21 protein-coding genes are annotated in these 25,500 nt (G+C 64.0%); 15 read left to right on the top strand and 6 right to left on the bottom strand.

Annotated elements, in window-relative coordinates:
• Window positions 1-46 precede the first annotated feature (46 nt).
• Window positions 47-781 carry a phosphoadenylyl-sulfate reductase gene (locus ACYAF3_RS28085; protein ID WP_003087779.1) on the bottom strand — a complete coding sequence of 245 codons (735 nt, stop codon included), beginning with the start codon at window positions 779-781 and terminating at the stop codon, window positions 47-49.
• Window positions 782-984: 203 nt separating this feature from the next.
• On the opposite strand from ACYAF3_RS28085, the gene thrH reads away from it, so the two are divergent.
• Window positions 985-1,602, top strand: coding sequence for a bifunctional phosphoserine phosphatase/homoserine phosphotransferase ThrH (thrH, locus tag ACYAF3_RS28080; protein ID WP_003098078.1), 618 nt, complete (start codon window positions 985-987; stop codon window positions 1,600-1,602).
• A 42-nt stretch (window positions 1,603-1,644) separates the two neighbouring features.
• Here the strand turns inward: thrH and pabB are convergent, their stop codons facing one another.
• Window positions 1,645-3,006, bottom strand: a complete 1,362-nt coding sequence (gene pabB, locus ACYAF3_RS28075) for an aminodeoxychorismate synthase component I (RefSeq protein WP_009314634.1) — start codon at window positions 3,004-3,006, stop codon at window positions 1,645-1,647.
• 164 nt (window positions 3,007-3,170) lie between these two features.
• Here pabB and ACYAF3_RS28070 point away from each other — a divergent pair, with 164 nt between their 5' ends.
• The 7 genes from ACYAF3_RS28070 to ACYAF3_RS28040 all read left to right on the top strand — a co-directional run bounded on the left by ACYAF3_RS28070 (window position 3,171) and on the right by ACYAF3_RS28040 (window position 13,996).
• Window positions 3,171-5,876: a winged helix-turn-helix domain-containing protein gene (locus tag ACYAF3_RS28070; RefSeq protein ID WP_003120314.1), complete on the top strand. Its 2,706-nt coding sequence runs from the start codon at window positions 3,171-3,173 to the stop codon at window positions 5,874-5,876.
• A gap of 2 nt (window positions 5,877-5,878) precedes the next feature.
• Window positions 5,879-8,602, top strand: a complete 2,724-nt coding sequence (locus tag ACYAF3_RS28065) for a winged helix-turn-helix domain-containing protein (RefSeq protein ID WP_003087788.1) — start codon at window positions 5,879-5,881, stop codon at window positions 8,600-8,602.
• 231 nt (window positions 8,603-8,833) lie between these two features.
• A complete protein-coding gene (locus tag ACYAF3_RS28060) occupies window positions 8,834-9,271 on the top strand; it encodes a DUF6160 family protein (protein WP_003098074.1) in 438 nt (145 codons plus the stop codon).
• Window positions 9,272-9,349: 78 nt separating this feature from the next.
• Window positions 9,350-10,111 carry a C39 family peptidase gene (locus ACYAF3_RS28055; protein ID WP_003098072.1) on the top strand — a complete coding sequence of 254 codons (762 nt, stop codon included), beginning with the start codon at window positions 9,350-9,352 and terminating at the stop codon, window positions 10,109-10,111.
• Between the two features lie 40 nt (window positions 10,112-10,151).
• Window positions 10,152-11,177 (top strand): transporter, encoded by a 1,026-nt coding sequence (locus ACYAF3_RS28050; RefSeq protein WP_003120313.1) that lies wholly within the window; start codon window positions 10,152-10,154, stop codon window positions 11,175-11,177.
• Window positions 11,178-11,196: 19 nt separating this feature from the next.
• A complete protein-coding gene (locus tag ACYAF3_RS28045; RefSeq protein ID WP_003132834.1) occupies window positions 11,197-12,795 on the top strand; it encodes an outer membrane protein transport protein in 1,599 nt (532 codons plus the stop codon).
• Between the two features lie 13 nt (window positions 12,796-12,808).
• Complete coding sequence (locus tag ACYAF3_RS28040) at window positions 12,809-13,996, top strand: MalM family protein (RefSeq protein ID WP_003122846.1); 1,188 nt, start codon at window positions 12,809-12,811, stop codon at window positions 13,994-13,996.
• A 56-nt stretch (window positions 13,997-14,052) separates the two neighbouring features.
• Here ACYAF3_RS28040 and ACYAF3_RS28035 read toward each other — a convergent pair whose 3' ends face one another.
• From ACYAF3_RS28035 to ppsR, 4 genes are all read right to left on the bottom strand, one after another.
• Window positions 14,053-15,036, bottom strand: coding sequence for an alpha-L-glutamate ligase-like protein (locus ACYAF3_RS28035; RefSeq protein ID WP_003120311.1), 984 nt, complete (start codon window positions 15,034-15,036; stop codon window positions 14,053-14,055).
• 3 nt (window positions 15,037-15,039) lie between these two features.
• Window positions 15,040-16,566, bottom strand: coding sequence for an osmotic stress tolerance membrane protein RloB (rloB, locus tag ACYAF3_RS28030; RefSeq protein ID WP_003087809.1), 1,527 nt, complete (start codon window positions 16,564-16,566; stop codon window positions 15,040-15,042).
• A gap of 5 nt (window positions 16,567-16,571) precedes the next feature.
• A complete protein-coding gene (gene rloA, locus ACYAF3_RS28025) occupies window positions 16,572-17,111 on the bottom strand; it encodes a retropepsin-like aspartic peptidase RloA (RefSeq protein ID WP_003087811.1) in 540 nt (179 codons plus the stop codon).
• Between the two features lie 290 nt (window positions 17,112-17,401).
• The gene (gene ppsR, locus ACYAF3_RS28020) at window positions 17,402-18,220 is read right to left on the bottom strand and encodes a posphoenolpyruvate synthetase regulatory kinase/phosphorylase PpsR (RefSeq protein ID WP_003087813.1); all 819 of its coding nucleotides are present in this window, start codon (window positions 18,218-18,220) and stop codon (window positions 17,402-17,404) included.
• Window positions 18,221-18,391: 171 nt separating this feature from the next.
• Here ppsR and ppsA point away from each other — a divergent pair, with 171 nt between their 5' ends.
• The 7 genes from ppsA (at window position 18,392) to sigX (ending at window position 25,420) form a co-directional block, all read left to right on the top strand.
• Window positions 18,392-20,767 (top strand): phosphoenolpyruvate synthase, encoded by a 2,376-nt coding sequence (ppsA, locus tag ACYAF3_RS28015; RefSeq protein WP_003098065.1) that lies wholly within the window; start codon window positions 18,392-18,394, stop codon window positions 20,765-20,767.
• 69 nt (window positions 20,768-20,836) lie between these two features.
• Window positions 20,837-21,847 carry an alpha/beta fold hydrolase gene (locus tag ACYAF3_RS28010; protein ID WP_003113577.1) on the top strand — a complete coding sequence of 337 codons (1,011 nt, stop codon included), beginning with the start codon at window positions 20,837-20,839 and terminating at the stop codon, window positions 21,845-21,847.
• 106 nt (window positions 21,848-21,953) lie between these two features.
• The gene (gene rraA / locus ACYAF3_RS28005) at window positions 21,954-22,442 is read left to right on the top strand and encodes a ribonuclease E activity regulator RraA (RefSeq protein WP_003087823.1); all 489 of its coding nucleotides are present in this window, start codon (window positions 21,954-21,956) and stop codon (window positions 22,440-22,442) included.
• A 187-nt stretch (window positions 22,443-22,629) separates the two neighbouring features.
• Window positions 22,630-23,628 (top strand): zinc transporter ZntB, encoded by a 999-nt coding sequence (locus tag ACYAF3_RS28000; protein ID WP_003098062.1) that lies wholly within the window; start codon window positions 22,630-22,632, stop codon window positions 23,626-23,628.
• A gap of 48 nt (window positions 23,629-23,676) precedes the next feature.
• On the top strand, window positions 23,677-23,931 hold the full coding sequence (locus tag ACYAF3_RS27995) for a hypothetical protein (RefSeq protein ID WP_003120308.1): 255 nt from the start codon (window positions 23,677-23,679) through the stop codon (window positions 23,929-23,931).
• 2 nt (window positions 23,932-23,933) lie between these two features.
• Window positions 23,934-24,758 carry a mechanosensitive ion channel family protein gene (locus ACYAF3_RS27990; RefSeq protein WP_003087830.1) on the top strand — a complete coding sequence of 275 codons (825 nt, stop codon included), beginning with the start codon at window positions 23,934-23,936 and terminating at the stop codon, window positions 24,756-24,758.
• A gap of 71 nt (window positions 24,759-24,829) precedes the next feature.
• Complete coding sequence (gene sigX / locus ACYAF3_RS27985) at window positions 24,830-25,420, top strand: RNA polymerase sigma factor SigX (RefSeq protein ID WP_003098059.1); 591 nt, start codon at window positions 24,830-24,832, stop codon at window positions 25,418-25,420.
• Window positions 25,421-25,500 lie beyond the last annotated feature (80 nt).

Below are 25,500 nucleotides of genomic sequence, written 5' to 3'. Positions count from 1 at the left end.
GTTCGACCCGCACTTTACCCCGATTGCATACGCTCTATCGACGGTTTCAGGCCTTGCTGATCAGGTTGCCGGCGTGCAGCCCGCACTCCTTGTGGGTGGCTTCCTCCCACCACCAGCGGCCCTCGCGCTCGTGCTGGTTGGGCAGCACCGGACGGGTGCAGGGTTCGCAGCCGATGCTGATATAGCCGCGTTCGTGCAGGCTGTTGTAGGGCAGTTCGAGCATGCGGATATAGCCCCAGACCTCCTCGCTGGTCATGGACGACAGCGGGTTGAATTTGTACAGCGGCTTTTCCGGCGTGGAAAAGGCACCGTCGATTTCCAGCACCGCCACCTGGCTGCGCGTGCCGGGGCTCTGGTCGCGGCGTTGGCCGGTGGCCCAGGCGCGCACGCCGGCGAGCTTGCGCTTGAGCGGTTCGATCTTGCGGATGCCGCAGCACTCGCCGTGGCCGTCCCGGTAGAAGCTGAACAGGCCCTTTTCCTTCACCAGGGGTTCGAGCAGGCGCGGGTCGGGGGAAAGCACGTCGATGGCGATGCCGTAGTGTTCGCGGACCTGGTCGATGAAACGATAGGTTTCCGGGTGCAGGCGACCGGTGTCGAGGCTGAACACCTTCACGTTGCGGTTGAGCTTCCAGGCCATGTCTACCAGGACGACGTCCTCGGCGCCGCTGAAGGAGATCCACAGCTCGTCGCCGAAGTGCTCGAAGGCGGCTTTCAGGATGTCCTGGGGGGATTTGTCGGCAAGGCTGGAGGCGAGGGCGGGAAGGTCGAAAGGCTGGCTCATCGGGCTGGGGTCCTGGTGCTGGGCGGCGCTGTTGCGCTCTGTGGCGGGAATGGTAGCAAAGGGCGGCATATGGCCCTAAATAACCATTTACCCCTGTCGACCTTGATTCCAGGAATAAGCCGGCGTTGCCTTGCCCTCGGCGAGGGGCTAGAGTGCCGCGTCCGTCGTCACCCCATCGTTCAGAGAATTTCGAGGAGAGTCCTGTGGAAATTGCCTGTCTTGACCTGGAAGGCGTGCTGGTTCCGGAAATCTGGATCGCGTTCGCGGAAAAAACCGGTATCGACGCCTTGAAGGCGACCACCCGGGACATTCCGGACTACGACGTGCTGATGAAGCAGCGCCTGCGCATCCTCGACGAACATGGTCTGAAGCTGGGCGACATCCAGGAGGTGATCGCTACCCTGAAGCCGCTGGAGGGGGCGGTGGAATTCGTCGACTGGCTGCGCGAGCGCTTCCAGGTGGTGATTCTCTCCGACACCTTCTACGAGTTCTCCCAGCCGCTGATGCGCCAGCTGGGCTTCCCGACCCTGTTGTGCCACAAGCTGGAGATCGACGACAGCGACCGCGTGGTCGGCTATCAATTGCGCCAGAAGGATCCCAAGCGGCAGTCGGTGATCGCCTTCAAGAGCCTCTACTATCGGGTGATCGCCGCCGGCGATTCCTACAACGACACCACCATGCTTTCCGAGGCCCACGCCGGCATCCTGTTCCATGCCCCGGAAAACGTGATCCGCGAGTTTCCCCAGTTCCCCGCGGTGCATACCTACGAAGACCTCAAGCGCGAGTTCCTCAAGGCTTCCAGCCGTTCGCTGAGCCTGTAGCCGCGCCGCCGATGAAAGAGCCCGCGGAACGCGGGCTCTTTTCTATTCCGGGGACGCTGTCCCGGCCATTCCTTCCAGGGTTTCCAGCAGCACCCGGACCTTGTCCAGGGTTTCCTGGTACTCGTCCTCCCAGTGCGAGTCGGCGACGATGCCGCCGCCGCCCCAGCAACTGACCTGGCCGTCCCTGACCAGCAGGGTGCGGATGGCGATCGAGCTGTCCATCTCGCCGCGCACGTCGAGGTAGAACAGGCTGCCGCAGTAGATGCCGCGTCGGCTCGGTTCCAGCTCGTCGATGATCTGCATGGCGCGAATCTTCGGCGCGCCGGTGATCGAGCCGCCGGGGAAGCTGCCTTCCAGCAGGTCGAGGGCGTCCTTGCCCGGCGCCAGTTCGCCGGTGACGCTGCTCACCAGGTGATGCACGTTGGGATAGCTTTCCAGGGCAAACAGCTCCGGTACCCGTACGCTGCCAGGTTGGCAACTGCGTCCGATGTCGTTGCGCAGCAGGTCGACGATCATCAGGTTTTCCGCGCGGTCCTTGGGGCTGGCCAGCAGCGACGCCGCCAGCGCCATGTCCTCCTCGGGGGTCTTGCCGCGCGGGCGGGTGCCCTTGATCGGCCGGGTTTCCACCTTGCCCTTGCCGAGCTTGAGGAAGCGCTCCGGCGACAGGCTGAGGATCGCGCCGTCGGCCAGTCGCAGGTAGCCGGAGAACGGCGTCGGGCAGGCCTCGCGCAGGGCGCGATAGGCCGGCCACGGCGAGCCGCTGCAAGCGGCCTGGAAGCGCTGGCTATAGTTCACCTGGTAGCAGTCGCCTGCCTGGATGTAGTCCTGGATGCGGCGGATCGCCTGCCGATAGTCGGATGCGCTGATGCTCCGTCGGAATTTTCCCAGAAGCTTGAAGTTGCCGGCCGTGCCTTGCGCTTCCTCGCTGAACAGGGCGATCAGGCGCTGGCGTTCGCGCTCGTCCAATCGCGGGTGGAATACCAGTTGGCTGGTGCCGGCCTGGTGGTCGCTGATCAGCGCCCAGGCATACAGGCCGACGGAGGCCAGCGGCAGGCCCAGGTCATCGCGGGCGTGTTCGCCGATGCGCTCGATGCGCCGACCCAGGTCGTAGGATAAATAGCCCAGCAGACCGCCGGCGAAGGGCAGTTCGTACGGCGCTGGCAGCTGCGCGGGGCCCAGGCTTCCGGCCGCTTCGCGTAGGCGGGCGAAGAAGCGGTTGGCCGATTCGTCGGGCAGCGGCGCCAGTTCTGCCAATGGCCAGGCGCTCATAAGGTCATAGCGTCCACGGGTAGCGATGGGGCGACCCGAATCGAGCATCACCGCACCGGGCGCCTCATGGATGATGGCAAAGAGACAGCTTGGGTCGCTATGGTAGGGCAGGGGGTGAACATGACAACTGGGCATGGAAAGTGGGGGTAGTGGGACAGTCAGGAATTCTAGTTCGCCGGAATCGTCGATCCTAGAGCCATTTCTTCAGTTTACGTAAGAAGGGTGATCTGCTAATTATGGAAATATCCCACGGAGATTTGGCTCCGTACCACAATGATAATGACACAGGGATACAGGCCGTGGATGCAGTACAGGATCCAGCAGCCGGCAGCCTTTCGCGCTCCAGAATAGTGCCGCCTCAGGTGCCAGCCGAATATTCTCTTCGCCCCGCGATCCGCAACCTGCTGGATCGCAATCCCCATTCACGCGTTCTGATGTTTTCCGCACCTGCCGGCTTCGGCAAGACCTGCGCGCTCGCCGCCCTGGCCAGGGAGCGCACTGTAGCAGACCAGGCGGTGGCCTGGCTGTCGCTGGCCGAAGAAGACGACGACCCCGCCCGTTTCTGCCGGCAGCTGATCGAGGCGCTGGGCGAAGCCGTGCCGCAGCTTGGCGACGACGCCCAGACCTACCTGCAGAACACCATGCGGGTCCCGGTGGTGGCGGTGATCGAAAGCCTGCTCGGCGATCTCGATCGCTATGCGCGGCCGTTGCTGCTGGTGCTCGACGACCTGCACCTGGTTAGCAACCCGGACATCTTCACCGGCCTCAACCGCCTGGTGCAGTACGCGCCGCCCGGGCTGGTCCTGGCCCTGGGCACGCGTTCGCAGCCGGCGCTGAGCCTGGCTACCTGGCGGGCCAAGGGGCTGTTGCTGGAAATCGGCCTCGAGGAGCTGCGCCTCGGCTTCGAGGAAACCCGCGAATACCTCGAGCGCAGCGGTCTCTATCTGGACGAGCCCTGCCTGAAGGCGCTCTATGGCCAGACCGAAGGCTGGGTGGTGGGCGTGCATCTCGTCAGCCTGTGGCTGCGCCAGCAACCGCAGGTGCAGGAAATGGCCCTGCTCGACGGCGACAAGCAGGCGGTCAGCGCCTATCTGCTGGCGGCGGTCTTCGAACGCTTGCCTGGCGACCTGCAGGAAGCGCTGCTGGCCCTTGGCGTTGCCAGCCAATTGAGCGGCGACCTGGCCAACGCCCTGACCGGGCGCCAGGACGGCCAGGCGCTGCTGGAGCGCCTGGAGTCCATGCAATTGTTCCTCCTGCCGCTGGATCGCGAACGCCAGTGGTATCGCTTCCACCTGCTGTTCGCCGATTTCCTCCGCAACCGCCTGCGCGACTCCGATCCGGACCGTTTCAAGCAACTGCATTTCAACGCCAGCCTGTGGTTCACCAACCACCACATGCCGACGTTCGCCATCGAGCATGCCTGTGCGGCGGAAGACCCGGAGATGATCGCCGCGCTGGTCGACGGATGCGGACTGGAATTGATCAACCGCGGCCAGCTCAGCCTGATCTACCGTTGGCGCAAGCATGTGCCGGACGAAATCGCCGAGCGCTATCCGATCCTGGTCCTTACCGATGTCTGGTCGCGGGCCAGCGACCTCAGCCTGGGCGAGGCCAACCGGATCATCGACGAACTGCTGGCGCGCTGGGGGGAGAGCCGCGGCGACGGGCCGATGGGCGACCAGTACCTCTCCGCGCTGGCGGTGAAGGCGGTGGTGGCATTGCAGAAGGACGATCTGGAACTGTGCATCGCCCTGGCTCGCCGGGTCGAAGTCCAGCTCGGGCAGAACGCTGCCTTCCTCGAAGTGGCGGTGTTGATCACTGCCGCGCTGGCCCAGGTGGTCCGTGGCCAGGGCGACCAGGCGCGGCGCCTGCTGGGGCTGGCGCAGCAGCGCAATCATTTCCTCGAAGGGCGCTACCTGGACATGCAACTGGCCAACGTCGAGGTGATCCTCGCACTCGAGCAGGGCCAGGTGAAACAGGCGCAACTGCTCATCGAGCGGCTCCGCCAGCGCGCCCGGCCGCTGTTCGAGAAGTCCAGGAGCGCGCTGGCGCTGCCGACCATCACCGAGGCCCTGACCGCCTACTACAGGATCGAGCTGGACGGGCTGGAAGAGCGCCTGGGCTGGGCGCTCGGGCATGTGGATGTGATCAATCCGATCGATTTCTATGCCCAGGGGCAGATCTGCCTGGCGCGCACCCAGCGCCTGCTGGGACGGCCGAAGGAGGCGCTGGCCAGCCTGGCGGCGATGCAGGCCCTGGCCTCGCGCAATCAGTCGTGGCGCTTCTTCGCCCAGGCCATGGCCGAAGAGATCAACCTGATCCTCCAGGACAGCGGCCCCGACCGCCTGAAGCGCGCCGAGCAGCGGTTGAAGAGCGTGGACTGGAACAAGATGGCGGCACACTACCGCAACATGGCCTTCAACCCGGTCAACTGGTCGCTGGGCGTGAGCCGCGTGCGCCTGTTGCAGGGGCGAGGACATTTCAGCGAGGCGCTGCACGAGATCACTCAGTTGCGCGGCACCTTGCAGCCCGGCTGGCACGGCCTGCAGCGCCTGCGCCTGGATATCCTGGCGGCGCTCAGCTATCAGCGCCTGGGCTACCAGGAACGGGCCAACAGCCTGCTCGGCGAATGCCTGATCAATGCCGAACGGGAAGGGGTGCGCAGCCTCTTCATCGAGGAAGGCGACGGCATTCGCCAGTTGCTCCAGCAACTCGAATCCACCGAGCGCCAGCCGGCGCTACAGACCTTCATTCGCGGCCTGCTCGGCATCTGGCCCGGGCAGGGCGTGCGCAAGCCCCAGGATGCGCTCGAGGAAGGCCTGACGGAGCGCGAGCGCGAAGTGGTCTGCCTGGCCGCACAGGGCCTATCCAACGAAGAAATCGGCCAGCGCCTGTCGCTGGCCCTGGGGACCGTCAAATGGCATCTGCACAACATCTACGAAAAGCTCAAGGTGCGCAATCGCACCCAGGCGATCCGGCGAGCCCGCGAGCTGAGCCTGCTCTGACCATGGGCCATCGCGACGGTGTTCCCGCCAGCACCATTCCGCTGTTGCAGACCAAGCTGTTCCCGCCAGGCGCCGGAGGGCTGCCGCTGCTGCCCCGCCAGGCGCTGATCGACCGCCTGTACGAGGCCCGCGGGCGACGCGCGATGGTGCTCAGCGCGCCGGCCGGCTTCGGCAAGAGCACCATCCTCTGCCAGTTGCGCCTGCGCCTGCTGGAGCAGGGCGCGGCGGTGGCATGGTTGTCCTGCGACGAGACCGACAGCGAACCGCAGCGTCTGATCCAGTACCTGCTGGCGAGCATCCAGCGAGTGGTCCCGGCATTCGGCGGCAATACCGCCAATCTGCTCGGCACCGACGTCGCGGTGCCGCTGGAGGGCATCCTGGATGCCTTCCTCGCCGACCTGCGTCGCCTGGAAGGCCCCTTGTACCTGTTCCTCGACGATTTCCACCGCATCCGCCACGCCGCCTTGCCGCATGGGGTTCGCTACCTGATCGAGAACCTGCCCGATCACGTGCGGGTGGTGGCCTCGACCCGCTTCCGCCCGCGCTTCCTGGTCGACGAGCCGACCCTCAAGCCCTGGACCTTCTGCCTGAGCGCGGAAGACCTGCGGCTATCGCGCGAGGAGAGCGATGCGTTTCTCCTCGACCTCAAGGGGCTGGAGCTGGGCGAACGCGAGCTGAAGCTGCTGTTCAAGCGCACCGAAGGCTGGATCACGGCGTTGCACCTGGCGGCCCTGGCCCTCAGTCGCAATACCGACCGGGAAGGTTTCCTCCGCGGGCTCTCCGGGACCGAACGGAACATCGCCGACTACCTGGCGGAAGACGTGCTGGCCAGCCTGCCCGCCGACCTGCAGCTGTTCCTCGACCAGACCTCGGTGCTCGATGAGTTCAATGCGGAACTGTGCAATGCGCTGACCGGGCGTCGCGACGGCCTGGACATGCTCATGCGCCTGCAGAACGAGCAGTTGTTCGTCATCGCCCTGGACGACCAGCGCGAATGGTTCCGCTACCACCATCTGTTCGCCGAGTTCCTCCAGGGGCGGCTGTCCCGGCATGCCGATCCGACCCCGTTGCTGCATGCGGCGGCGCGCTGGTGCGAGGGGCGCGACCTGGCCGACCGGGCGATCAAGTACGCCCTTCGCGCCCGCGACTACCTGTTCGCCGCCGAGTTGCTGGAGCGCCAGGGCGCGCGCCTGATCGCCGGTAACCGGGTGTACGGCATCCTCGGCATGCTCAACGGCATTCCCGCCGAGGTGATCCGCGAGCATCCGGTGTTCCAGATCTTCTACGCCTGGCAACTGGCGTTCGAGCAACGCTTCGCCGAGGCCGAGGCGTTGATCGAGGAGGTCAGCCACCGCCTCTTGCAGGGGCGCGGCAAGGTCATGCACTTCGGGCTCGGCGAGTTGCTCGCCGCCGCCCAGGTGCTCAAGGCCCTGGTGTTGCTCTACCAGGACAAGCTCGAAGCCTGCCTGAAGGTCGCCCGTCACTGGCTGTCCATGGTCCCGAGCAACCAGCCGGTGTTCCGCGCCAGCCTGCTCTGCGTGCAGGCTTCGGCGCATGCGCTGCTCGGCGACTACGCCGAGGCCGCCGGCGCCATCGGTTCCGCGCGGGAGGACCTGAAAGTCGCCGACAGCGAGTACCTGCAGGTGGTGACCAGCCTGATCGAATCCCTGATCTGCAAGGAGAGTGGCGACCTGGAGCGGGGCAGGGCGATCGCCGAGTCGGCGCGCAACCGGGTCGAGCAGGTATTCGGCCGGCGCAGCCGGGTCGGCGGACCCTTGTCGCTGGCCTATGCCGACCTGCTCTACGAGCAGGACCGGCATGCCGGCGTGCTCGCCGAACTACCGCTGGCGACGGTCTGGCGGGATGTCGCGACGCCGGTGGAACTGCTCAGTCGCGGCCAGTTGGTCATGGCCAAGGCGCGCTTCTTCTCCGGCGCCGCCGAGCAGGGGCTGGCGCAACTCGACGAATGGCTGAGCGGTCTGCTCTCGCCCGGCTACGAGCGTGTCTATGCTCACGCCATGAGCTGCAAGGTGCAGTTCCTGCTGTGGCTGCGCCGTCCGAACGAAGCCGAACGGGTCTGCCTGCAACTGGAGCGGCATCTTGCCGGGCTCTCCGGCGAGCGGCATGCCGACGCACAGACCGCCCTGGTCCTGGCGGAGGCTCGGCTGGCATTGTCCGAGCGTCACGCGGAACGCGCGCAGAGCAAGCTGGAAAGCTGTCTGGCCGGCTACTCTTCCGCTTACCAGAGGGATCGGCGGCTGCGTTTGTCCTTGTTACTTTCTGTGGCGTATTGGCAGAAAGGTAACAGCGAAAAAGCCATCGGCCTGTTCCTCGCCACGCTCGAGGAAGCCTGGAATCTCGGCTACCGCCGGCTGTTCCAGGACGACGCGTTGTGGCTGTTGCCGATGTGGGAAAGCTGGAGGGAAGCGGAGCCCAAGCGTGCCGCGGCCTGGCAGGGGCTGGCCGACCTGCTCCGCGAGCAGTGCCGGAAGCTCTCCGTGGACCCGGAAAGTTTCGATGAAAATCAGGATGTTAGCCATCGCGAACGGGAAATCCTGCGGCTGGTGGCGGCGGGCTTGTCGAACCGCGATATCGCGCAGGCGGTGCACCTGTCGGAAGCCACCATCAAGTGGCACCTGCACAACCTGTTCGCCAAGCTGGGTGTGAAGAGCAGAACGCAAGCCGTACTAAAGGGTAAAAGCCTGGGACTGCTGAGCGAGGCGTGAGCGGCAGCCGCCATCGCTCCATCCCTTGGATGGGCTGGCGGCGGAAGGGGTGGCCCAGTAGCTTGGAATCCAGGACGAGAGAGCATGAGGCTCTACCGAATCCATGTCCGGGACACCTAGGGAAGCAGTACCGGACCTGGAGACCGGCGAGATGCCGGTCGATCTGCCGGGGACAGGATGCAAACGGCAGTGCCCTGGGGCAAACCACACCTGAACACTGGAGAAATAACAATGAAAAAGCACCTGTTCCTTGCAACTGCTGTTCTGGCTGCTCCCTTGCTGGCGCATGCCGACCTGAAAGCCATGGACGATGGCGCGCTGTCCGACGTGACCGGCCAGGCAGGCATCAGCATTTCCGGTACTTTCCAGGGCTCCGTCGGGGCCGTGACCTACACCGATACCGACACCAACGGCGGCTCCCTGCGGCTGGAGAACATCAGCCTGCCGGCGCTGACCATCGACGATACCAAGCCGCTGACCATCGACGTCGTCACCACCGATATCGGCGGCAAGTCGACCCAGCAACTGGCCATTGGCCTGCCGGCCATCACCGGCGACGTGACCGTTGGCGCCATCAAGGTGGGCGACACCAGCGCCGCCAGCATCGGCTCGCTGACCGTCTCCGGGCTGAACATGGCCGGTTCCACCATCAAGGTCTGGGGTCACTGATCCAGGAACCGAGTCGAGACGCGAAGACCTCGCCGAGGCATCGGCGGGGTCTTTCTCCGAAAGAGGTACGACGGGGCGATGTTCGAGATTTTGCTGGGAAGTCTGATCGGGCTGTTCGGGTTCACCCAGACGGTCGATACCAAGCCGCAACCGCAGGGCACGGTCAACCTCAGCCAGCCTCTGACCCCCAATGGACCCTACCGCGAATCGGTGCAGCTGGAGCCGATGAGCCAGTTGCAGTTCCGCAACGTCATCCGCCAGGCCTATGACTACAGCTGCGGCTCGGCGGCGCTTACCACGCTGCTGGACTACTACCTCGGGCGCAACCTCGAGGAACGCCAGGTCATGGAAGGGCTGCTGCGCTATGGCGAGGCCGATAAGATCGTGCAGCGCCGCGGTTTCTCGCTGCTCGACATGAAGCGCTACGCCGCTGCGCTGGGCTACAAGAGCGGTGGTTTTCGCGCCGAGTTCAGCGACCTGGACGCTCTCGAGCATCCGGCGCTGGTCCCCATCCACTATGCCGGCTTCAAGCATTTCGTGGTGGTGCGCGATGTCTACAACGATCACGTCTTCGTCGCCGATCCGGCCTTGGGCAACATCAGCTTCACCCGGACGCGCTTCGAGGAAATCTGGGACCAGAACGTCCTGTTCGTGATCTTCCCGAGTGGGCAGGAGCCCCGCAACGCGCTGGCGCTGAACGATCGCGACATGCGCCTGGTGGACGACCGCACCGTCAGCCTGCTGGCGTTCCGCGAGTTTCCGCAGATCAACAAGATCACTGAAAACCAGGTCCGTGAGCTGGGCACTGGTGGCGACGTCATACACCTGCGCACCAAGTAGCAGATACCCAAAAACAAGAACAATCTCTGGGGATAGCGCCATGAGAATCAGGGGGTACACATGCGCGGCGGCGCTGATGCTGTCTATCAGCGGTTTGTCCGTTGCCGAGGAAGCCTCGGTCGACCAGGCCCGTGACGCGCTGGCCAAGAAGAATGACGATGCCGACAGCGCCAAGGCGCTGGAGGAGGTCTTCCAGGCCGCCGAGAAGAGCTACACCTTGCTCAAGAAGGGCGAGCGGACCCTGACCTACGGTTTCGACTACGCGCTGGTGCGCGACCAGCGGCTGACCCTGGTGCCGCTGACCAAGACCAGCGGCGGCACGCAGATCTACGGCCTCGCCGGCCGGCAGAGCCAGTCCCAGCACACCTTCACCAACTCCTTCACCTTCGACTACGGGATCTGGGACAACCTCACCTTCAGTTTCCGCCTGCCGCTGGTAGCCAAGTACGACACCGAGATGGATACCCACGCCTACAGCCTCGGCGACGTTTCCGCGACCTTGCGCTGGCAGCCCTGGGCGGCGGTGCGCGGGCGGCCGGTCACCACGCTGTATACCACCATCGGCCTGCCGACCGGCGACAGTCCCTACAAGACCAACCTGGACAAGGACATCTCCACCGGCAACGGCTACTACAGCCTGGGCTTCGGCGCGAACATGTCCTATGTGATCGACCCGGTGGTCCTCTACGGCTCGCTCGGCTACACCTGGAACCTGCCGGTGGACGACGTGCACCAGACCCTGGCCGACAACTCCCAGCTGGAGAAGGTCTCGCCCGGCAACACGATCAACTTCAACATGGGCATGGCCTACGCGCTGTCCTACGACGTCTCGCTGGCGACCTCGTACCAGATGGCCTACACGCTGAAGAACCGCTACCACACCACTGCCGGTACGTTCGAGTCGTCCGAACAGACCAGTAGCATCATGAACTTCTCGCTCGGCTTGCGGACGTCACCGGACTACATCGTCAACGTCAACGCCGGTTTCGGCCTCACGGAAGACTCGCCGGATGTACTGCTGGGGTTATCCGTACCCCTCGATATCAAAGGGCTGAAGGCCCAGTAACCCGCGAGCGAGGCCTGTTATGAAGATGCGCATTGCGCCGCTCTGGCTGGCGCTGGCAGGGGTGTGCCTGGCCTGGATTCCGCCGGCCGGCGCGCAGATGGCCAACGACCTGACCATCGGCAACCCGAAAGCCATGGCCCTCGGCAACGCCGTGACCGCCGACGAGACCGGCATCGATTCGGTGCACTACAACCCGGCGGCGCTGACCAAGATGAAGGGCCGCCAGGCGACCGTGAAGCTGCTCACCGGGGTAATGGACATCCGCGCCGGCTTCAAGGCGCCGCCGAACTACGGCGAAGGCACCTTCGGCCTGCGCGACGACCCGGTCGCCAACAGCCACAGCCGGACCCTGACCCCGACCATGTACCTGCCCGGCCTCGGCGGCATGACCGACGTGCCGTTGCTGGTGGCGCCGCTGGCCGGGATCTCGATCAACCCGCCGGGTTCCAAGTTCACCTTCGCCACCAACGTCTACACCCCGCAAGCGCTGGGCTACAGCCGCGATTCCGATAGCGATCCGGCGCGCTACCAGGGACGCGAGGTGTCGTTGCAGCGGCTCACCTACTTCTCGCCGACCCTGGCCTACCAGGTCAACGACGAGCTGTCGGTCGGCCTGTCGGTGGGTTTTTCCCACCAGGCAGTAGCGTTGAACGAGGATTTCCGGGCGCCGAACCAGTTGCTCGGGCTGTTGCAGCAGACCAAGGAGATCGGTTGCCTGCCGGGAATGCAGGAGATCCTCGAGGTGTTCTTCAACGTCTGCGGCGGCAACATCGGTCCGTTCCAGAACCTGGCCAATATCGACCTGGACATGCAGCAGTCGCTGTCGCCCAGCTTCAACCTCGGCGTGCTCTGGGAGCCCACCGACTGGTTCGCCTGGGGCGCGACCTACCAGAGCGAGTCGCGGATGAGGCTCAAGGGCAAGTACCGGGTCGACTACGGCCAAGGCTGGCAGGGTTTCTGGACCGGGGTGCACAAGTCGCTCGGTGGTGCGATCCTCGGCCAGATGTTCCCCTACGGGAACGTCGATGAAGAGCATGGCAACGCCACGATGAACATGGTCTACCCGGATGCCTTCTCCACCGGCGTGAAGCTGCGCCCGTTCAAGAAGTGGCAATTCAACTTCGACCTGAAATGGAACGGCTACAGCGACTGGAACGAGTTCAAGATCGAGTTCGACCGCGAGCTTGACCTGCTGCGCATCGCCAAGTACCTCGATTCGAAGGACGCCACCAGCCACAGCATCACCCTCGACCGCGGCTACCGCGATACCTGGAGCTGGGCCATGGGCGTGCAGTACGACGTCAACGACCGTTTGCAGCTACGCGCCGGCTACGAATACCGGCCTTCGGCGATCCCCAAGGGCCAGGCGGACATCCTGGTGCCGATCGGCGATGCCAATCTCTACGGCCTGGGGCTGGGCTACCAGTGGGACAAGGACACGGTGATCGATGTCGGTTTCAACTACTTCGTCACCAAGCAGAGCGTCAAGGCCGATACCAGCTGCAACCTGAACTGCACCGGGCTCGACAACCTGGTGTACAACCCCTACGCGGGACTGGACGTGGACACCACGGTGAAGGCCTATATTTTCGCCATGACCTACCGTACGACCTTCTGAGGGCTGGAGCATGATGCGCGCATCCATCGTACTTTGCGTCTTCTCCCTGGCGCTGCCGGCATCTTCGCCGGGCTGGGCCTCCGGCGGGCGCTACCTGACCTGGGTGGACGACAATGGCGGGGTGCACAACACCTTCGTCGACGGCCAGTTCGACCGCCAGCAGCGCCAGGCACGGCAGCGCATCGGCCAGAGCGACCAGGCGCGGGTGCTGAACAAGGCGGACAACGCCACGCAGTGGCCGGGGAACAGCAGCGGAGGGGAGAGCAAGCGTCGCTACTACACCTGGATCGATGCCAACGGCAACGTGCAGAACAGCTTCTATGCCGGCGCCCAGGTCGCCGGCCAGCGCGCCGACTACGTCCTGCCCAACGGCGAGCACTCCGCCGAATACATCGACGCCGAGGCCTTCGAGGGCAAGGGTTTCGTTCGCAGCGAGAACGGCAGTCCCTACTACACCTGGGTGGACGAGAAGGGCCGCATGCACAACTCGCAGATCCCGCCCGAGGAGCGCGCGGCGCGCTTCAAGCGGGAGGCCGCGCCTTCGTCGCAGATCGCCTTCACCGAGGGCCGGCAGATCGAGTTCAAGCAGCGTCCGGCGGCGTTGCCTGGGCTGGATGGCGCCGGCCAGCAGAGCGATGCGCTGAAGGCTTTGCTCAAGGGCACCGAGATGACCATCGACGATCTCTACCAGGACCTGCAACGGCGCTGCTGCGAGCAGATCGCCGAGAGCGACTTCACCGAACTGGATGCCGACGAACCGCGCTACGAGGAGTTGAACCGCTTCTCGCCGAGCTTCGACTTTCCCATGGGCAGGAGCTTCTACGCGGCGATCCGGCTGCCGCGCTCCCAGGGGGTCTACGGCCTGCGCATCCGCAGTTTCGCCAATCGCCAGGTGGTCTACCCGTCGCTGCTGTTCCTCGACGAGCACAAGCGGCCGACCCGGCTGGTCAGCGACGCGGTGTACAAGCTGAACCCGGAAACCTGGTATCGCTACGCTTTCATCGAGGGTACGGTGCCGGTGCGGGCCAATCGCGGCGAGCGCTACGTGCTGCTGCTGACCACCGACGAGGACCGCTCGCTGCAAACCCTCGACAACAAGCCGTTCAAGCGTCCGCTACAGGGCCTGGCGGTGAACGAGGCGGGTATGCAGGTGCATGAGCACGCCCGGCAGGGCGGCTTCGAGCTGGCCGTGGTGCGTTGAAATCCGAGACATGAAAAAGCCCGGCCGGAGCCGGGCTTCTTCATACCGGAAGCACGTCAGCCCTGTTGCTGCTGGACGTGGCCGAACAGCTGCTGGGAGAAGCGTACGCGCTCTTCCGCGGACTCTTCGATGCCTTTCGCCTTGAGTTCTTCCAGTCGCGCCTCGACGGCGTGGCAGCGGTGCACCAGGCCGCTGTCGTTGGCGATCTGGATGTTCAGGCCCGGGCGGGCGTTGAGTTCTAGGATCAGCGGGCCTTTCTCCTGGTCGAGAACCATGTCCACGCCGATGTAGCCGAGGCCCGACAACTCGTAGCAACCGGCCGCCAGCTTCATGAAGCCGTCCCAGTTCGGCAGTTGCACACCGTCCACCGCGTTGGTGGTGTCCGGGTGCTTGGCGATCTTGTTGTTCAGCCAGGTGCCGCGCAGGGTGACGCCGGTGGCCAGGTCGACGCCCACGCCGATGGCGCCCTGGTGCAGGTTGGCCTTGCCGCCCGACTGCCGGGTCGGCAGGCGCAGCATGGCCATCACCGGGTAGCCCATCAGCACGATGATGCGGATGTCCGGCACACCTTCGTAGCTGATGCTCTTGAAGATCTGGTCGGGGGTCACCCGGTACTCGATCAGTACGCGGTCGCGATGACCGCCGAGGGAGTAGAGGCCGGAGAGGATGCTCGAGATGTGGTGCTCGATCTCCTCGTGGCTGACGATCTTCCCCGACACGGTCTTGTAGCGGCCCTCGAAGCGGTCGGCGATCACCATGATGCCGTCGCCGCCGGCGCCCTGCGCCGGCTTGATGACGAAATCGTTGTGCTCGCCGATGATCTCGTTGAGCTTGTCGATGCCTTTCTCGGTCTCGATGATGCCGTACATCTCCGGCACGTGGATGCCGGCCTCGAGCGCGCGTTCCTTGGTGATGATCTTGTCGTCCACCACCGGATACAGGTGCCGCTTGTTGTACTTCAGGACGTAATCGGCATTGCGTCGGTTGATGCCCATCACGCCTTTCGCGGTCAGGTCTTTCCAGGTCTTCCAGATCGACATGGTTCAGTCCTTGAGCAGGGCCTTGAAGCGGAACAGCTCGGTCAGGCGGTAGCCGCGGTAGCGGCCCATGGCGAGCATGAAGGCGACCAGGATCAGCAGCACGGCCGGGAAGGTGAAGATGAAGTACACCAGTTCCGGGATGCGCATGAGGATGTGCGCCAGCGATGCCGCGAACAGGGTGCCGATGGCCACCTTCATCGCATGGCCGCCGCCGCGCTCTTCCCAGGTGATCGACAGGCGTTCGATGGTCATGGTCAGGATCACCATCGGGAACAGGGCGATCGACAGGCCGCTCTCGAAGCCGAGCTTGTGGCTGAACAGGCTGATCACCGCGATCATCACCACCACGAAGGTCAGCACCACCGAGAGGCGCGGCAGCATCTGCAGCTTCAGGTGCTCGAGATAGGAGCGCAGCGACAGGCCCAGGGCGGTGATCACGGTGAACAGGGCGATACCCCATTGCAGGCCGGTCTCGCGGAAGGCCAGGGCGATCAGCACGGGGGTGAAGGTGCCGAGGGTCTGCAGGCCGATCAGGTTGCGCAGGATCAGGATCACCAGCACGCCGATCGGGATCATGATCATGATCTGGAAGGTCTGCTGGGTGGACAGCGGCAGGCCGTACAGGGAGTACTCGAGGAAGGCCGCCTCGGTGTTCTCGTCGGACAGCTTGGCCAGGCGGATGGCGTTCATCTCGCTGCTGTTCAGGCTGAAGCTGACCTGGGCCTTCTTGCCGCCGTCGATGGTCATCAGCGGCTCATCGCCAAGCCACCAGATCAGGCGATCGGAGGGCAGGCCCTGTTCGCCGGTGACCACGTTGAAATACAGCCAGTTCTCGCCGTTGAAGCTGCGCAGCCACAGTTCCGGGCTCTGTTGCAGGTCGGCGACCAGGCGGATGGTATGGACCCGCTCCATCGGCACGTGGGCGATGGACAGCAGGGTTTCGACGATATGCGCTTTCTTTTCCAGGCTGGTGTCGCCGGCCATCAGCAGCTTGACGTTGTCGTCGTTGCCGTTGTTGGCGCGCTTGATGGCTTCGCTGACGAAGGTCTCGACGTCGGCCGAGTGCTGGCGAATGGGGGCCAGCAGGGCTTCTGCGGCGATCTTCTCCGGGCCTTCCAGGGGCAGGCTGTCGCGGAAGATCGGGCCTTTCTCCTTGGTCTTCTCGCCGGTGTAGCGCTTGGTCAGCACCAGGCGGTAGTACAGGGTTTGCTTGCCGTTGGCGCGGCGGGCGGACCAGGTCACCTTGCGATTGCCGTCGGCGCGATTGATGCTGACGCCGTAATTGTTGGAGACGAAGCTTTCGTTGAGGCTGACGTAGTCCTGGCTCAACGGCGGAACGAACATCTGCACCTTGACCGGGGTTTTCGGCGTGGCGACGAAGTCGACCTTGGCATCGATGTTCCAGAGGTCATCGGTTTCGGCTTCGGTAACGGGAATACCCTGGACGAAAATCTGATAGGCGGTGATCGCCACACCCAGGGTCAGCAGGATGGCGATCAGGACTTTCAGATGCAGGTTGAGAGAGCGCATGTCGTTTACTCAGCAGGTTTTGCATCAGGTTTGCAGCCGGGTTTCCCGGCCGAGTATTTCAAGCTCGGATCGACCAGTGCGTCGAATTTCTTCAAGGCCTCCGAGCCGATCAAAAGCGGGTATTGGAATGCACTTCGGTCGGTCAGGTTCACTTCGATGGTGCGAATCGCCTTGCCCATGCAGACCTGCAGCTCGATCACCGGACGGGCGGTATAGGCCTTGCCCTCGTCGGGGTTGAAGTCGCCGTGGCGGCGCTTGATCTTGCTGATCCGCGCCAGGGGCTTCTCGATCGGGGTGTCGTCGGCGTTGTCGGTGGCCAGGTAGAAGCGCACCCAGGTTTCGCCGTCGCGCTTGAAACGCTTGATGTCGCGGGCGCTGAGGGAGGCGGTCTTGGCGCCGGTGTCGAGCTTGGCGGCCAGCTGGATGTCCGGGTCGTTGATGCGCGCGTATTCGTTCAGGCCGTAGACCGTCTTTTCGGCGGCTACGCTCAGGCCTGGTACGGCGATGAATAGGCAGAGCAGGGGAGCTAAGGGCTTGAGTTTCATAAGTCCTGGTTGGTGTCGCGTTCGGCGGGTCGATCTTGCGATCGCTGTCCAGTCCGTGACGGAAAACCCTGCGTCATCGACCTGCGCTCGGCAGGCCGGGCATGCCGGGCGCCCCGCCAGGCGCATGCGGGCCGCATTCTATCACGCGGTTTTTCGGCAGCGACAGCCGCTTATACCACTTGGTCGGGGTTTTGCCCCTGGGATGAAACGAAATTCCATCCAGGGGCTCGAAGCGTTACCGGAAGCGGGCAAGGGACCTTGGCGGTGCCGAGCCGCTGGCCCCGGAGCGGTTATTTGAAGCGCCGTTCCACGCCTTTTTCGACGAGGATCTTTGCGGAAATCTCCTCCACCGAGAAATGCGTGGAGTTGATGTAGGCGATGTTTTCGCGGCGGAACAGGCTTTCGACCTCGCGTACCTCGAATTCGCACTGGGCGAAGCTGGCGTAGCGACTGTTGGGCTTGCGCTCGTTGCGAATCGCGGTGAGGCGATCGGGGTCGATGGTCAGGCCGAACAGCTTGTGCTTGTACTGCTTGAGGGCGTTCGGCAGTTGCAGGCGCTCCATGTCCTCTTCCGTCAACGGGTAGTTGGCGGCGCGGATGCCATACTGCAGGGCCATGTACAGGCAGGTGGGCGTCTTGCCGCAGCGCGAGACGCCGACCAGGATCAGGTCGGCCTTGTCGTAGTAGTGGGTGCGGGCGCCGTCGTCGTTGTCGAGGGCGAAGTTCACCGCCTCGATGCGATCCATGTAGTTGGAGTTGTGGCCGATGGAGTGGGACTTGCCGACCGAATAGGACGAGTCGGCCGAAAGCTCCTGTTCCAGAGGCGAAAGAAAGGTGGCGAAGATATCGATCATGAAACCGTTGGATTGCGCCAGGACCGCCCGGATGTCGCGGTTCACGATGGTATCGAAGATGATCGGGCGGGCCCCGTCCGACTCGGCAGCATTATTGATTTGCTGTACCATGGCGCGCGCTTTTTCTTCGGTATCGATGTACGGTCTCGTCAGTTTGACGAAGCTGATGTTCTCGAACTGTGCCAGAAGGCTTTGGCCCAGGGTTTCGGCGGTGATACCGGTGCCGTCCGAGATGAAGAATGCGGTTCGTTTCATTTGCACCGAAAGCCTTAAGGTAGGAACGATTCTTGGCTATGATAGGCCGCGCGTTGTCAGAGGCCTTTCTGTCGCAGCATTGTCACTTATTTCTAAGGGCCAGGCCAGAATCCAGCGGAGCTGCTCCTGGCCCCGCTTGAGCTTTTCCAATTCAATAGTGGAGAGATCACCTTGGTAGAGTACGTAGTTTCCCTCGATAAGCTCGGCGTCCATGATGTAGAGCATGTGGGGGGCAAGAACGCATCCCTCGGCGAGATGATCAGCAACCTGGCCGGTGCCGGCGTTTCCGTACCCGGCGGATTTGCCACCACCGCCCAGGCCTACCGTGACTTCCTCGAGCAGAGTGGCCTCAACGACCGTATCCACGCGGCCCTGGACGCCCTGGACGTCGACGACGTCAACGCCCTGGCCAAGACCGGCGCGCAGATCCGCCAGTGGGTGATGGAAGCCGAGTTCCCGGCCCGTCTCGACAGCGAGATCCGCCAGGCCTTCGCCGCCCTGGCCAACGGCAACGACAACCTCGCCGTGGCAGTGCGTTCCTCCGCTACCGCCGAAGACCTTCCGGACGCCTCGTTCGCCGGCCAGCAGGAAACCTTCCTCAATATCCGCGGCGTGGACAATGTGATCCGCGCAGCAAAAGAGGTCTTCGCCTCCCTGTTCAACGACCGCGCCATCGCCTACCGCGTGCACCAGGGCTTCGATCACAAGCTGGTCGCCTTGTCCGCCGGCGTGCAGCGCATGGTCCGCTCGGAAACCGGCACCGCTGGGGTGATGTTCACCCTGGACACCGAATCCGGCTTCCGCGACGTGGTCTTCATCACCGGTGCCTACGGCCTGGGCGAGACCGTGGTTCAGGGCGCGGTGAACCCCGACGAGTTCTACGTCCACAAGCCGACCCTGGAAGCCGGGCGTCCGGCCATCCTGCGCCGCAACCTGGGTAGCAAGGCGATCAAGATGATCTACGGCGACGAAGCCAAGGCCGGTCGCTCGGTCAAGGTGGTGGACGTCGATCGTGCCGATCGCGCCCGCTTCGCCCTGAGCGACGCCGAGGTCACCGAGCTGGCCAAGCAGGCCATGATCATCGAGAAGCACTATGGCCGCCCGATGGACATCGAATGGGCCAAGGACGGTGACGACGGCAAGCTGTACATCGTCCAGGCACGCCCGGAAACCGTGAAGAGCCGCGCCAGCGCCACGGTCATGGAGCGCTACCTGCTGAAAGAGAAGGGGACCGTCCTGGTGGAAGGGCGTGCCATCGGCCAGCGCATCGGTGCCGGTCCGGTCAAGGTGATCAACGACGTGTCGGAAATGGACAAGGTCCAACCGGGTGACGTCCTGGTCTCCGACATGACCGACCCGGACTGGGAGCCGGTGATGAAGCGCGCCAGCGCCATCGTCACCAACCGCGGCGGGCGCACCTGCCACGCGGCGATCATCGCTCGCGAACTGGGCATCCCGGCGGTGGTCGGTTGCGGCAACGCCACCCAGATCCTGCAGGATGGCCAGGGGGTGACCGTTTCCTGTGCCGAAGGCGATACCGGCTTCATCTTCGAAGGCGAACTCGGTTTCGATGTGCGCAAGAACTCGGTCGACGCCATGCCCGACCTTCCGTTCAAGATCATGATGAACGTCGGCAATCCCGATCGCGCTTTCGATTTCGCCCAGTTGCCGAACGAAGGCGTGGGCCTGGCCCGCCTCGAATTCATCATCAACCGCATGATCGGCGTGCATCCCAAGGCGTTGCTGAACTTCGCCGGCCTGCCGGCGGACATCAAGGAAAGCGTGGAGAAGCGCATCGCCGGCTATCCCGATCCGGTCGGCTTCTACGTCGAGAAGCTGGTGGAGGGCATCAGCACCCTGGCCGCGGCGTTCTGGCCGAAGAAGGTCATCGTGCGCCTGTCCGACTTCAAGTCCAATGAGTACGCCAACCTGATCGGCGGCAAGCTCTACGAGCCGGAAGAAGAGAACCCGATGCTCGGCTTCCGTGGCGCCTCGCGCTACATCAGCGAGTCGTTCCGCGACTGCTTCGAGCTGGAGTGCCGTGCGCTGAAGAAGGTCCGCAACGAAATGGGCCTGACCAACGTCGAGATCATGGTGCCCTTCGTGCGCACCCTGGGCGAGGCGAGCCAGGTGGTCGAGCTGCTGGCCGGGAACGGCCTGAAGCGCGGCGAGAACGGCCTTAAGGTCATCATGATGTGCGAACTGCCGTCGAACGCCCTGCTGGCCGACGAGTTCCTCGAGTTCTTCGATGGCTTCTCCATCGGTTCCAACGACCTGACCCAGCTGACCCTGGGCCTGGATCGCGATTCCGGCATCGTTGCCCACCTGTTTGACGAGCGCAATCCGGCGGTGAAGAAGCTGCTGGCCAACGCCATCGCTGCCTGCAACAAGGCCGGCAAGTACATCGGCATCTGCGGCCAGGGTCCGTCGGACCACCCGGACCTGGCCCGCTGGCTGATGGAGCAGGGCATCGAGAGCGTCTCGCTGAACCCCGACTCGGTGCTGGATACCTGGTTCTTCCTTGCCGAGGGGCAAGACCAGGCCTGATCGGTCCTCGCTGTATCCGGAAAGGGCGGGTAACACCGCCCTTTTTCGTGCCTCCTGTACAAGACAAGCATGCAAAGCAGTAGTCGCCTCTTTCCTGTCGCCCTGGTCAGCGCCGAGTTGCGCGCCGACCTTACCGAAGACATCTACCGCCTGAAGCCCGGCAACAGCCCCGATGCCAGCGTCGAGCTGGTCGTAACCCGGCTTGGACAGCAGGCCGCCGGCGAGCGGCGCGGACCGCCTGTGATCCTCCTGCACGGGAGTTTTTCCAACCGCCGCTTCTGGTACTCGCCGCGTGCGCTCGGACTAGGTCCTTACCTGGCGCGGGCGGGGTTCGATGTCTGGCTGCCGGAAATGCGCGGCCATGGCCTGTCGATTCGCAACGATGGTTACCGGGACAACCGGGTCGCCGACTACGCGCGCTACGACCTGCCGGCGCTGGCCTCCTTCATCCACGAGCAGTGCGGGCAGCCGGCGCACTGGATTGGCCACTCCCTCGGTGGGGTGGTGCTGGCGGCGGGACTGGGCGGGGGCTACCTGGACCAGGCGCGGATCGCTTCCGTGGCGTTGTTCGGTAGCCAGGTCAGCACCGCGCACTGGCTGTTCAGGTTGCCCATGGCAGGCATCCTCGCGCGCCTGCTGCTGCGCCGCGTCGATGCGCTGTCCGGAAGCCGTTGGCGGCAGGGGCCGGAAGACGAGCCGGTCGGCCTGGCGCTGGAGGTCCTGCGTTGGCATGGGCTGTTCGGCCGCTTCGGCGAGCCGGGCAACGACTGGTGGAAGGGGCTCGCCGCAGTCGACGTACCGCTATTGGCGGTCGCCGGGGCTGGGGACCGGCAGGACCCGTCCTGGGCCTGTCGCAAGTTGTTCGAGCAGTTCGCCTCGTCCGAGCGCGAATACCTGTTGCTCGGACACGAGGCTGGCTACGCCGAGGACTACGGGCATATCGAGATGCTGATCGGCAAGGCGGCCCAGCTAGAGGTCTGGCCCTTGGTGGAGCGCTGGCTGCGCCAGCGATCGCCGGCGGGCGACGAATCCGCGTGGAGCGAGGCGCTAGACGTATCGGAAGCCGGAATCAGCGGCTAACATGTGACGCAAATGGCGGCTCCGGTCACGCCGGCGCCGCCGGGGCGGGCGGCCGATGTTCCTCCGGAGCTGCCCGAGCCGATCCCTTCACCCACAGGAGCTTCCCATGCATTACGTCACTCCCGATCTGTGCGATGCCTATCCTGAGCTGGTCCAGGTCGTCGAACCCATGTTCAGCAACTTCGGCGGCCGCGACTCCTTCGGCGGCGAGATCGTCACCATCAAGTGCTTCGAAGACAACTCGTTGGTCAAGGAGCAGGTCGACAAGGACGGCAAGGGCAAGGTCCTGGTCGTCGATGGCGGTGGTTCGCTGCGCCGCGCCCTGCTGGGCGACATGCTGGCCGAGAAAGCGGCGAAGAACGGCTGGGAAGGGATCGTCGTGTATGGCTGCATCCGTGACGTCGACGTGATCGCCCAGACCGACCTCGGCGTCCAGGCCCTGGCCAGTCATCCGCTGAAGACCGACAAGCGCGGCATCGGCGATCTGAACGTCGCCGTGACCTTCGGCGGCGTCACCTTCCGCCCCGGCGAGTTCGTGTATGCCGACAACAACGGCATCATCGTTTCTCCGCAGGCCTTGAAGATGCCCGAATAGGGCTTTTTAACAGCCGTTCCGGCCCCGGTGACGCAGGCAGCGTCCCGGGGCTTTTTGCTGGAATGAACCCGGGGTGCGCATACGGGTCTCAGGACTGGCTTTAAGGTTGTGCCGCAAGTCCATGAATTGACTGGTACCGGACTTGTGTTTTTACTGTCGAAATGGTCGTTTTACCAAGGGAAGCGCAATGCAAGCGTACGAGTCGGGTGACGAGCGCGGCCTGATCTATGGCTACGTCCTCAACGGGCGCGGCGGCGGACGCCGTGTCGGACGCAACCAGATAGCGGTGCTCGACCTGCTGCCGGAGGAAAGCCTTTGGCTGCACTGGGACCGCGGCGTACCGGAGGCACAGGCCTGGCTGCGGGATTCCGCGGGGCTCAGCGAGTTCGCCTGCGATCTGCTGCTGGAGGAGGCGACCCGCCCCCGTTTGCTCGATCTCGGGGCCGAAAGCCTGCTGGTGTTCCTCCGTGGAGTGAACCTGAATCCGGGCGCGGAGCCGGAAGACATGGTTTCGCTGCGGGTATTCGCCGACGCGCGCCGGGTGATCTCGCTGCGCCTGCGGCCGCTGAAGGCGGTGGCCGATCTGCTCGAGGACCTGGAGGCGGGGAAAGGGCCGAAGACAGCATCCGAGGTCGTGTACTACCTCGCGCACTACCTGACCGATCGCGTCGACACGCTGATCAGCGGGATAGCCGACCAGCTCGATGCTGTCGAGGAGCTGGTCGAGGCGGACGAGCGCGCCAGTCCCGACCAGCACCAGTTGCGTACCCTGCGCCGCCGGTCGGCGGGGTTGCGGCGCTACCTGGCGCCGCAGCGGGACATCTACTCGCAACTGGCGCGCTACAAGCTGTCCTGGTTCGTCGAGGACGACGCCGATTACTGGAACGAGCTGAACAACCGGCTGACGCGGAATCTCGAAGAACTCGAGTTGATACGGGAGCGCATCAGCGTCCTGCAGGAAGCCGAGTCGCGGCGAATCACCGAACGGATGAACCGCACCATGTATCTCCTTGGTATAATCACCGGCTTTTTCCTGCCGATGAGCTTCGTCACCGGCCTGCTGGGAATCAATGTCGGCGGCATTCCAGGGGCGGATGCACCGCATGGGTTCTGGCTGGCCTGCCTGCTGATCGGCGGCGTCGCCACCTTCCAGTGGTGGGTATTTCGTCGGCTGCGCTGGCTCTGACGTGACCTGGAGTAAAGAGAGGGCGTCACTCCCTCGTACAGACATGAGGTGCGCATGCACGATCCGTTCGAAGAGTCCCTGCGGGACCTGCTCAAGGCTTCGGCTCCCCAGCCGGACGACGACGCGCGTCTGGGACGGGTGCTGAAGACGGCCAATCGCCAGGTCGGCGCCGGTGACCTGTTCAGCCTCATGGGGCACTGGCTGCAGGCGCTGATGATCGGCATCAACAACGGTTCGCCGCATCTGGCGCCGGTTTCCCGTATTTCCGCGAAAAACGCATCTTCTGCTGACAAGGCTGAGTGAACATGCAATTCGATATCTGGACCCAGAGCTTGCTGACCGCGATGAACACCCTGTGGGGCAAGCTGGCAGGCTTCATCCCCAACCTGCTCGGCGCCCTGGTGGTCGTTCTGCTCGGCTTCGTCATCGCCAAGCTGCTCGATGCGCTGCTTTCCAAGCTGCTGGCCAAGCTGGGCCTGGACCGGCTGATGGGTGGCACCGGCCTGACCAAGCTGCTGGCCCGGGTCGGCATCCAGGTTCCGGTCTCGACGCTGGTCGGCAAGATCGTCTACTGGTTCGTACTGCTCGTCTTCCTCGTATCCGCCGCCGAGTCGCTCGGCCTGCAGCGGGTATCCGCCACGCTGGACGTCCTCGCCCTGTACCTGCCCAAGGTGTTCGGCGCGGCCCTGGTGCTGATCGTCGGCGTGCTCCTGGCGCAACTGGTGAACAGCGTCGTGCGCGGCGCGGCGGACGGCGTCGGCCTCGAATACGCGAACGGCCTGGGGCGGATCGCCCAGTGGCTGGTCATCATCATCAGCATCTCGGTGGCGGTGGGGCAGCTCGAGGTCAAGACCGACCTGCTCAACTACATCATCGCCATCGTCCTGATCACCGTCGGCCTGGCCGCTGCGCTGGCCCTGGGCCTGGGCAGCCGCGAGGTCGCCGGGCAGATCATTGCAGGAATCTACGTCCGCGAGCTGTATCAGGTCGGACAACAGGTGAAAGTGGGTGACGTTGAAGGCACTATTGAAGAGATAGGTACGGTCAAGACCATCCTGCTGACGGAAGAGGGAGAGCTTGTGTCGCTGGCCAACCGTCTACTGCTCGATCAGCGAGTTACCAGCCGCTGATCCGGGAGAGATAATGGACGTGGCTGCTCTGCAGGGCGGCCCGGCTTACGATATGACTGGCCTGATCTCACTTGAATAAGCCTCACCCCCTGTCACAGCGGTATGACCCACGCCAGCTTTCCGATGAAGAGCTGGTCGAGCGTGCGCACTCGGAGCTGTTCCACGTGACGCGCGCCTATGAAGAATTGATGCGGCGTTACCAGCGCACGCTGTTCAACGTCTGTGCCCGCTACCTGGGCAACGACCGCGACGCGGACGACGTGTGCCAGGAGGTGATGCTGAAAGTCTTGTACGGGTTGAAGAACTTTGAGGGCAAGTCGAAGTTCAAAACGTGGCTATATAGCATCACGTACAACGAGTGCATCACGCAGTACCGCAAGGAGCGCCGCAAGCGCCGATTGATGGATGCGCTCAGCCTCGACCCGCTGGAGGAGGCTTCCGAGGAGAAGTCGCCGAAGGTTGAGGAGCGGGGCGGATTGGATCGTTGGCTCGTCCATGTCAATCCGATAGATCGGGAGATTCTGGTTCTTCGCTTCGTCGCGGAACTGGAGTTTCAGGAGATAGCGGATATCATGCACATGGGTCTGAGTGCGACGAAAATGCGCTACAAGCGGGCACTGGACCGCCTGCGCGAAAAGTTTTCAGATGCGACCGAAACATAGTTGGGTAAATATTGTCTCTCTATGCGGGAAGTTCTGATAAACTTGCCACCCAAGTTGTGCGGCTGATTGTTGGACAACTA

The sequence above is a fragment of the Pseudomonas sp. TZ252 genome (genome assembly GCF_056110345.1).
This window is presented reverse-complemented; position numbering and strand designations above follow the sequence as displayed.

Bases quoted from the DNA above. Each gene is read 5' to 3' on its own strand.
- ACYAF3_RS28050 (WP_003120313.1), top strand. From the start codon at position 10,152: ATGAGAATCAGGGGGTACACATGCGCGGCGGCGCTGATGCTGTCTATC.
- ACYAF3_RS28055 (WP_003098072.1), top strand. From the start codon at position 9,350: ATGTTCGAGATTTTGCTGGGAAGTCTGATCGGGCTGTTCGGGTTCACC.
- ACYAF3_RS28060 (WP_003098074.1), top strand. From the start codon at position 8,834: ATGAAAAAGCACCTGTTCCTTGCAACTGCTGTTCTGGCTGCTCCCTTG.
- rloA (WP_003087811.1), bottom strand. From the start codon at position 17,111: ATGAAACTCAAGCCCTTAGCTCCCCTGCTCTGCCTATTCATCGCCGTA.
- ACYAF3_RS28085 (WP_003087779.1), bottom strand. From the start codon at position 781: ATGAGCCAGCCTTTCGACCTTCCCGCCCTCGCCTCCAGCCTTGCCGAC.
- ACYAF3_RS28010 (WP_003113577.1), top strand. From the start codon at position 20,837: ATGCAAAGCAGTAGTCGCCTCTTTCCTGTCGCCCTGGTCAGCGCCGAG.
- ACYAF3_RS28035 (WP_003120311.1), bottom strand. From the start codon at position 15,036: ATGTCGATCTGGAAGACCTGGAAAGACCTGACCGCGAAAGGCGTGATG.
- ACYAF3_RS28040 (WP_003122846.1), top strand. From the start codon at position 12,809: ATGCGCGCATCCATCGTACTTTGCGTCTTCTCCCTGGCGCTGCCGGCA.
- ACYAF3_RS28045 (WP_003132834.1), top strand. From the start codon at position 11,197: ATGAAGATGCGCATTGCGCCGCTCTGGCTGGCGCTGGCAGGGGTGTGC.
- ACYAF3_RS28000 (WP_003098062.1), top strand. From the start codon at position 22,630: ATGCAAGCGTACGAGTCGGGTGACGAGCGCGGCCTGATCTATGGCTAC.
- ppsR (WP_003087813.1), bottom strand. From the start codon at position 18,220: ATGAAACGAACCGCATTCTTCATCTCGGACGGCACCGGTATCACCGCC.
- ACYAF3_RS28065 (WP_003087788.1), top strand. From the start codon at position 5,879: ATGGGCCATCGCGACGGTGTTCCCGCCAGCACCATTCCGCTGTTGCAG.
- rloB (WP_003087809.1), bottom strand. From the start codon at position 16,566: ATGCGCTCTCTCAACCTGCATCTGAAAGTCCTGATCGCCATCCTGCTG.
- ACYAF3_RS27990 (WP_003087830.1), top strand. From the start codon at position 23,934: ATGCAATTCGATATCTGGACCCAGAGCTTGCTGACCGCGATGAACACC.
- rraA (WP_003087823.1), top strand. From the start codon at position 21,954: ATGCATTACGTCACTCCCGATCTGTGCGATGCCTATCCTGAGCTGGTC.
- pabB (WP_009314634.1), bottom strand. From the start codon at position 3,006: ATGCCCAGTTGTCATGTTCACCCCCTGCCCTACCATAGCGACCCAAGC.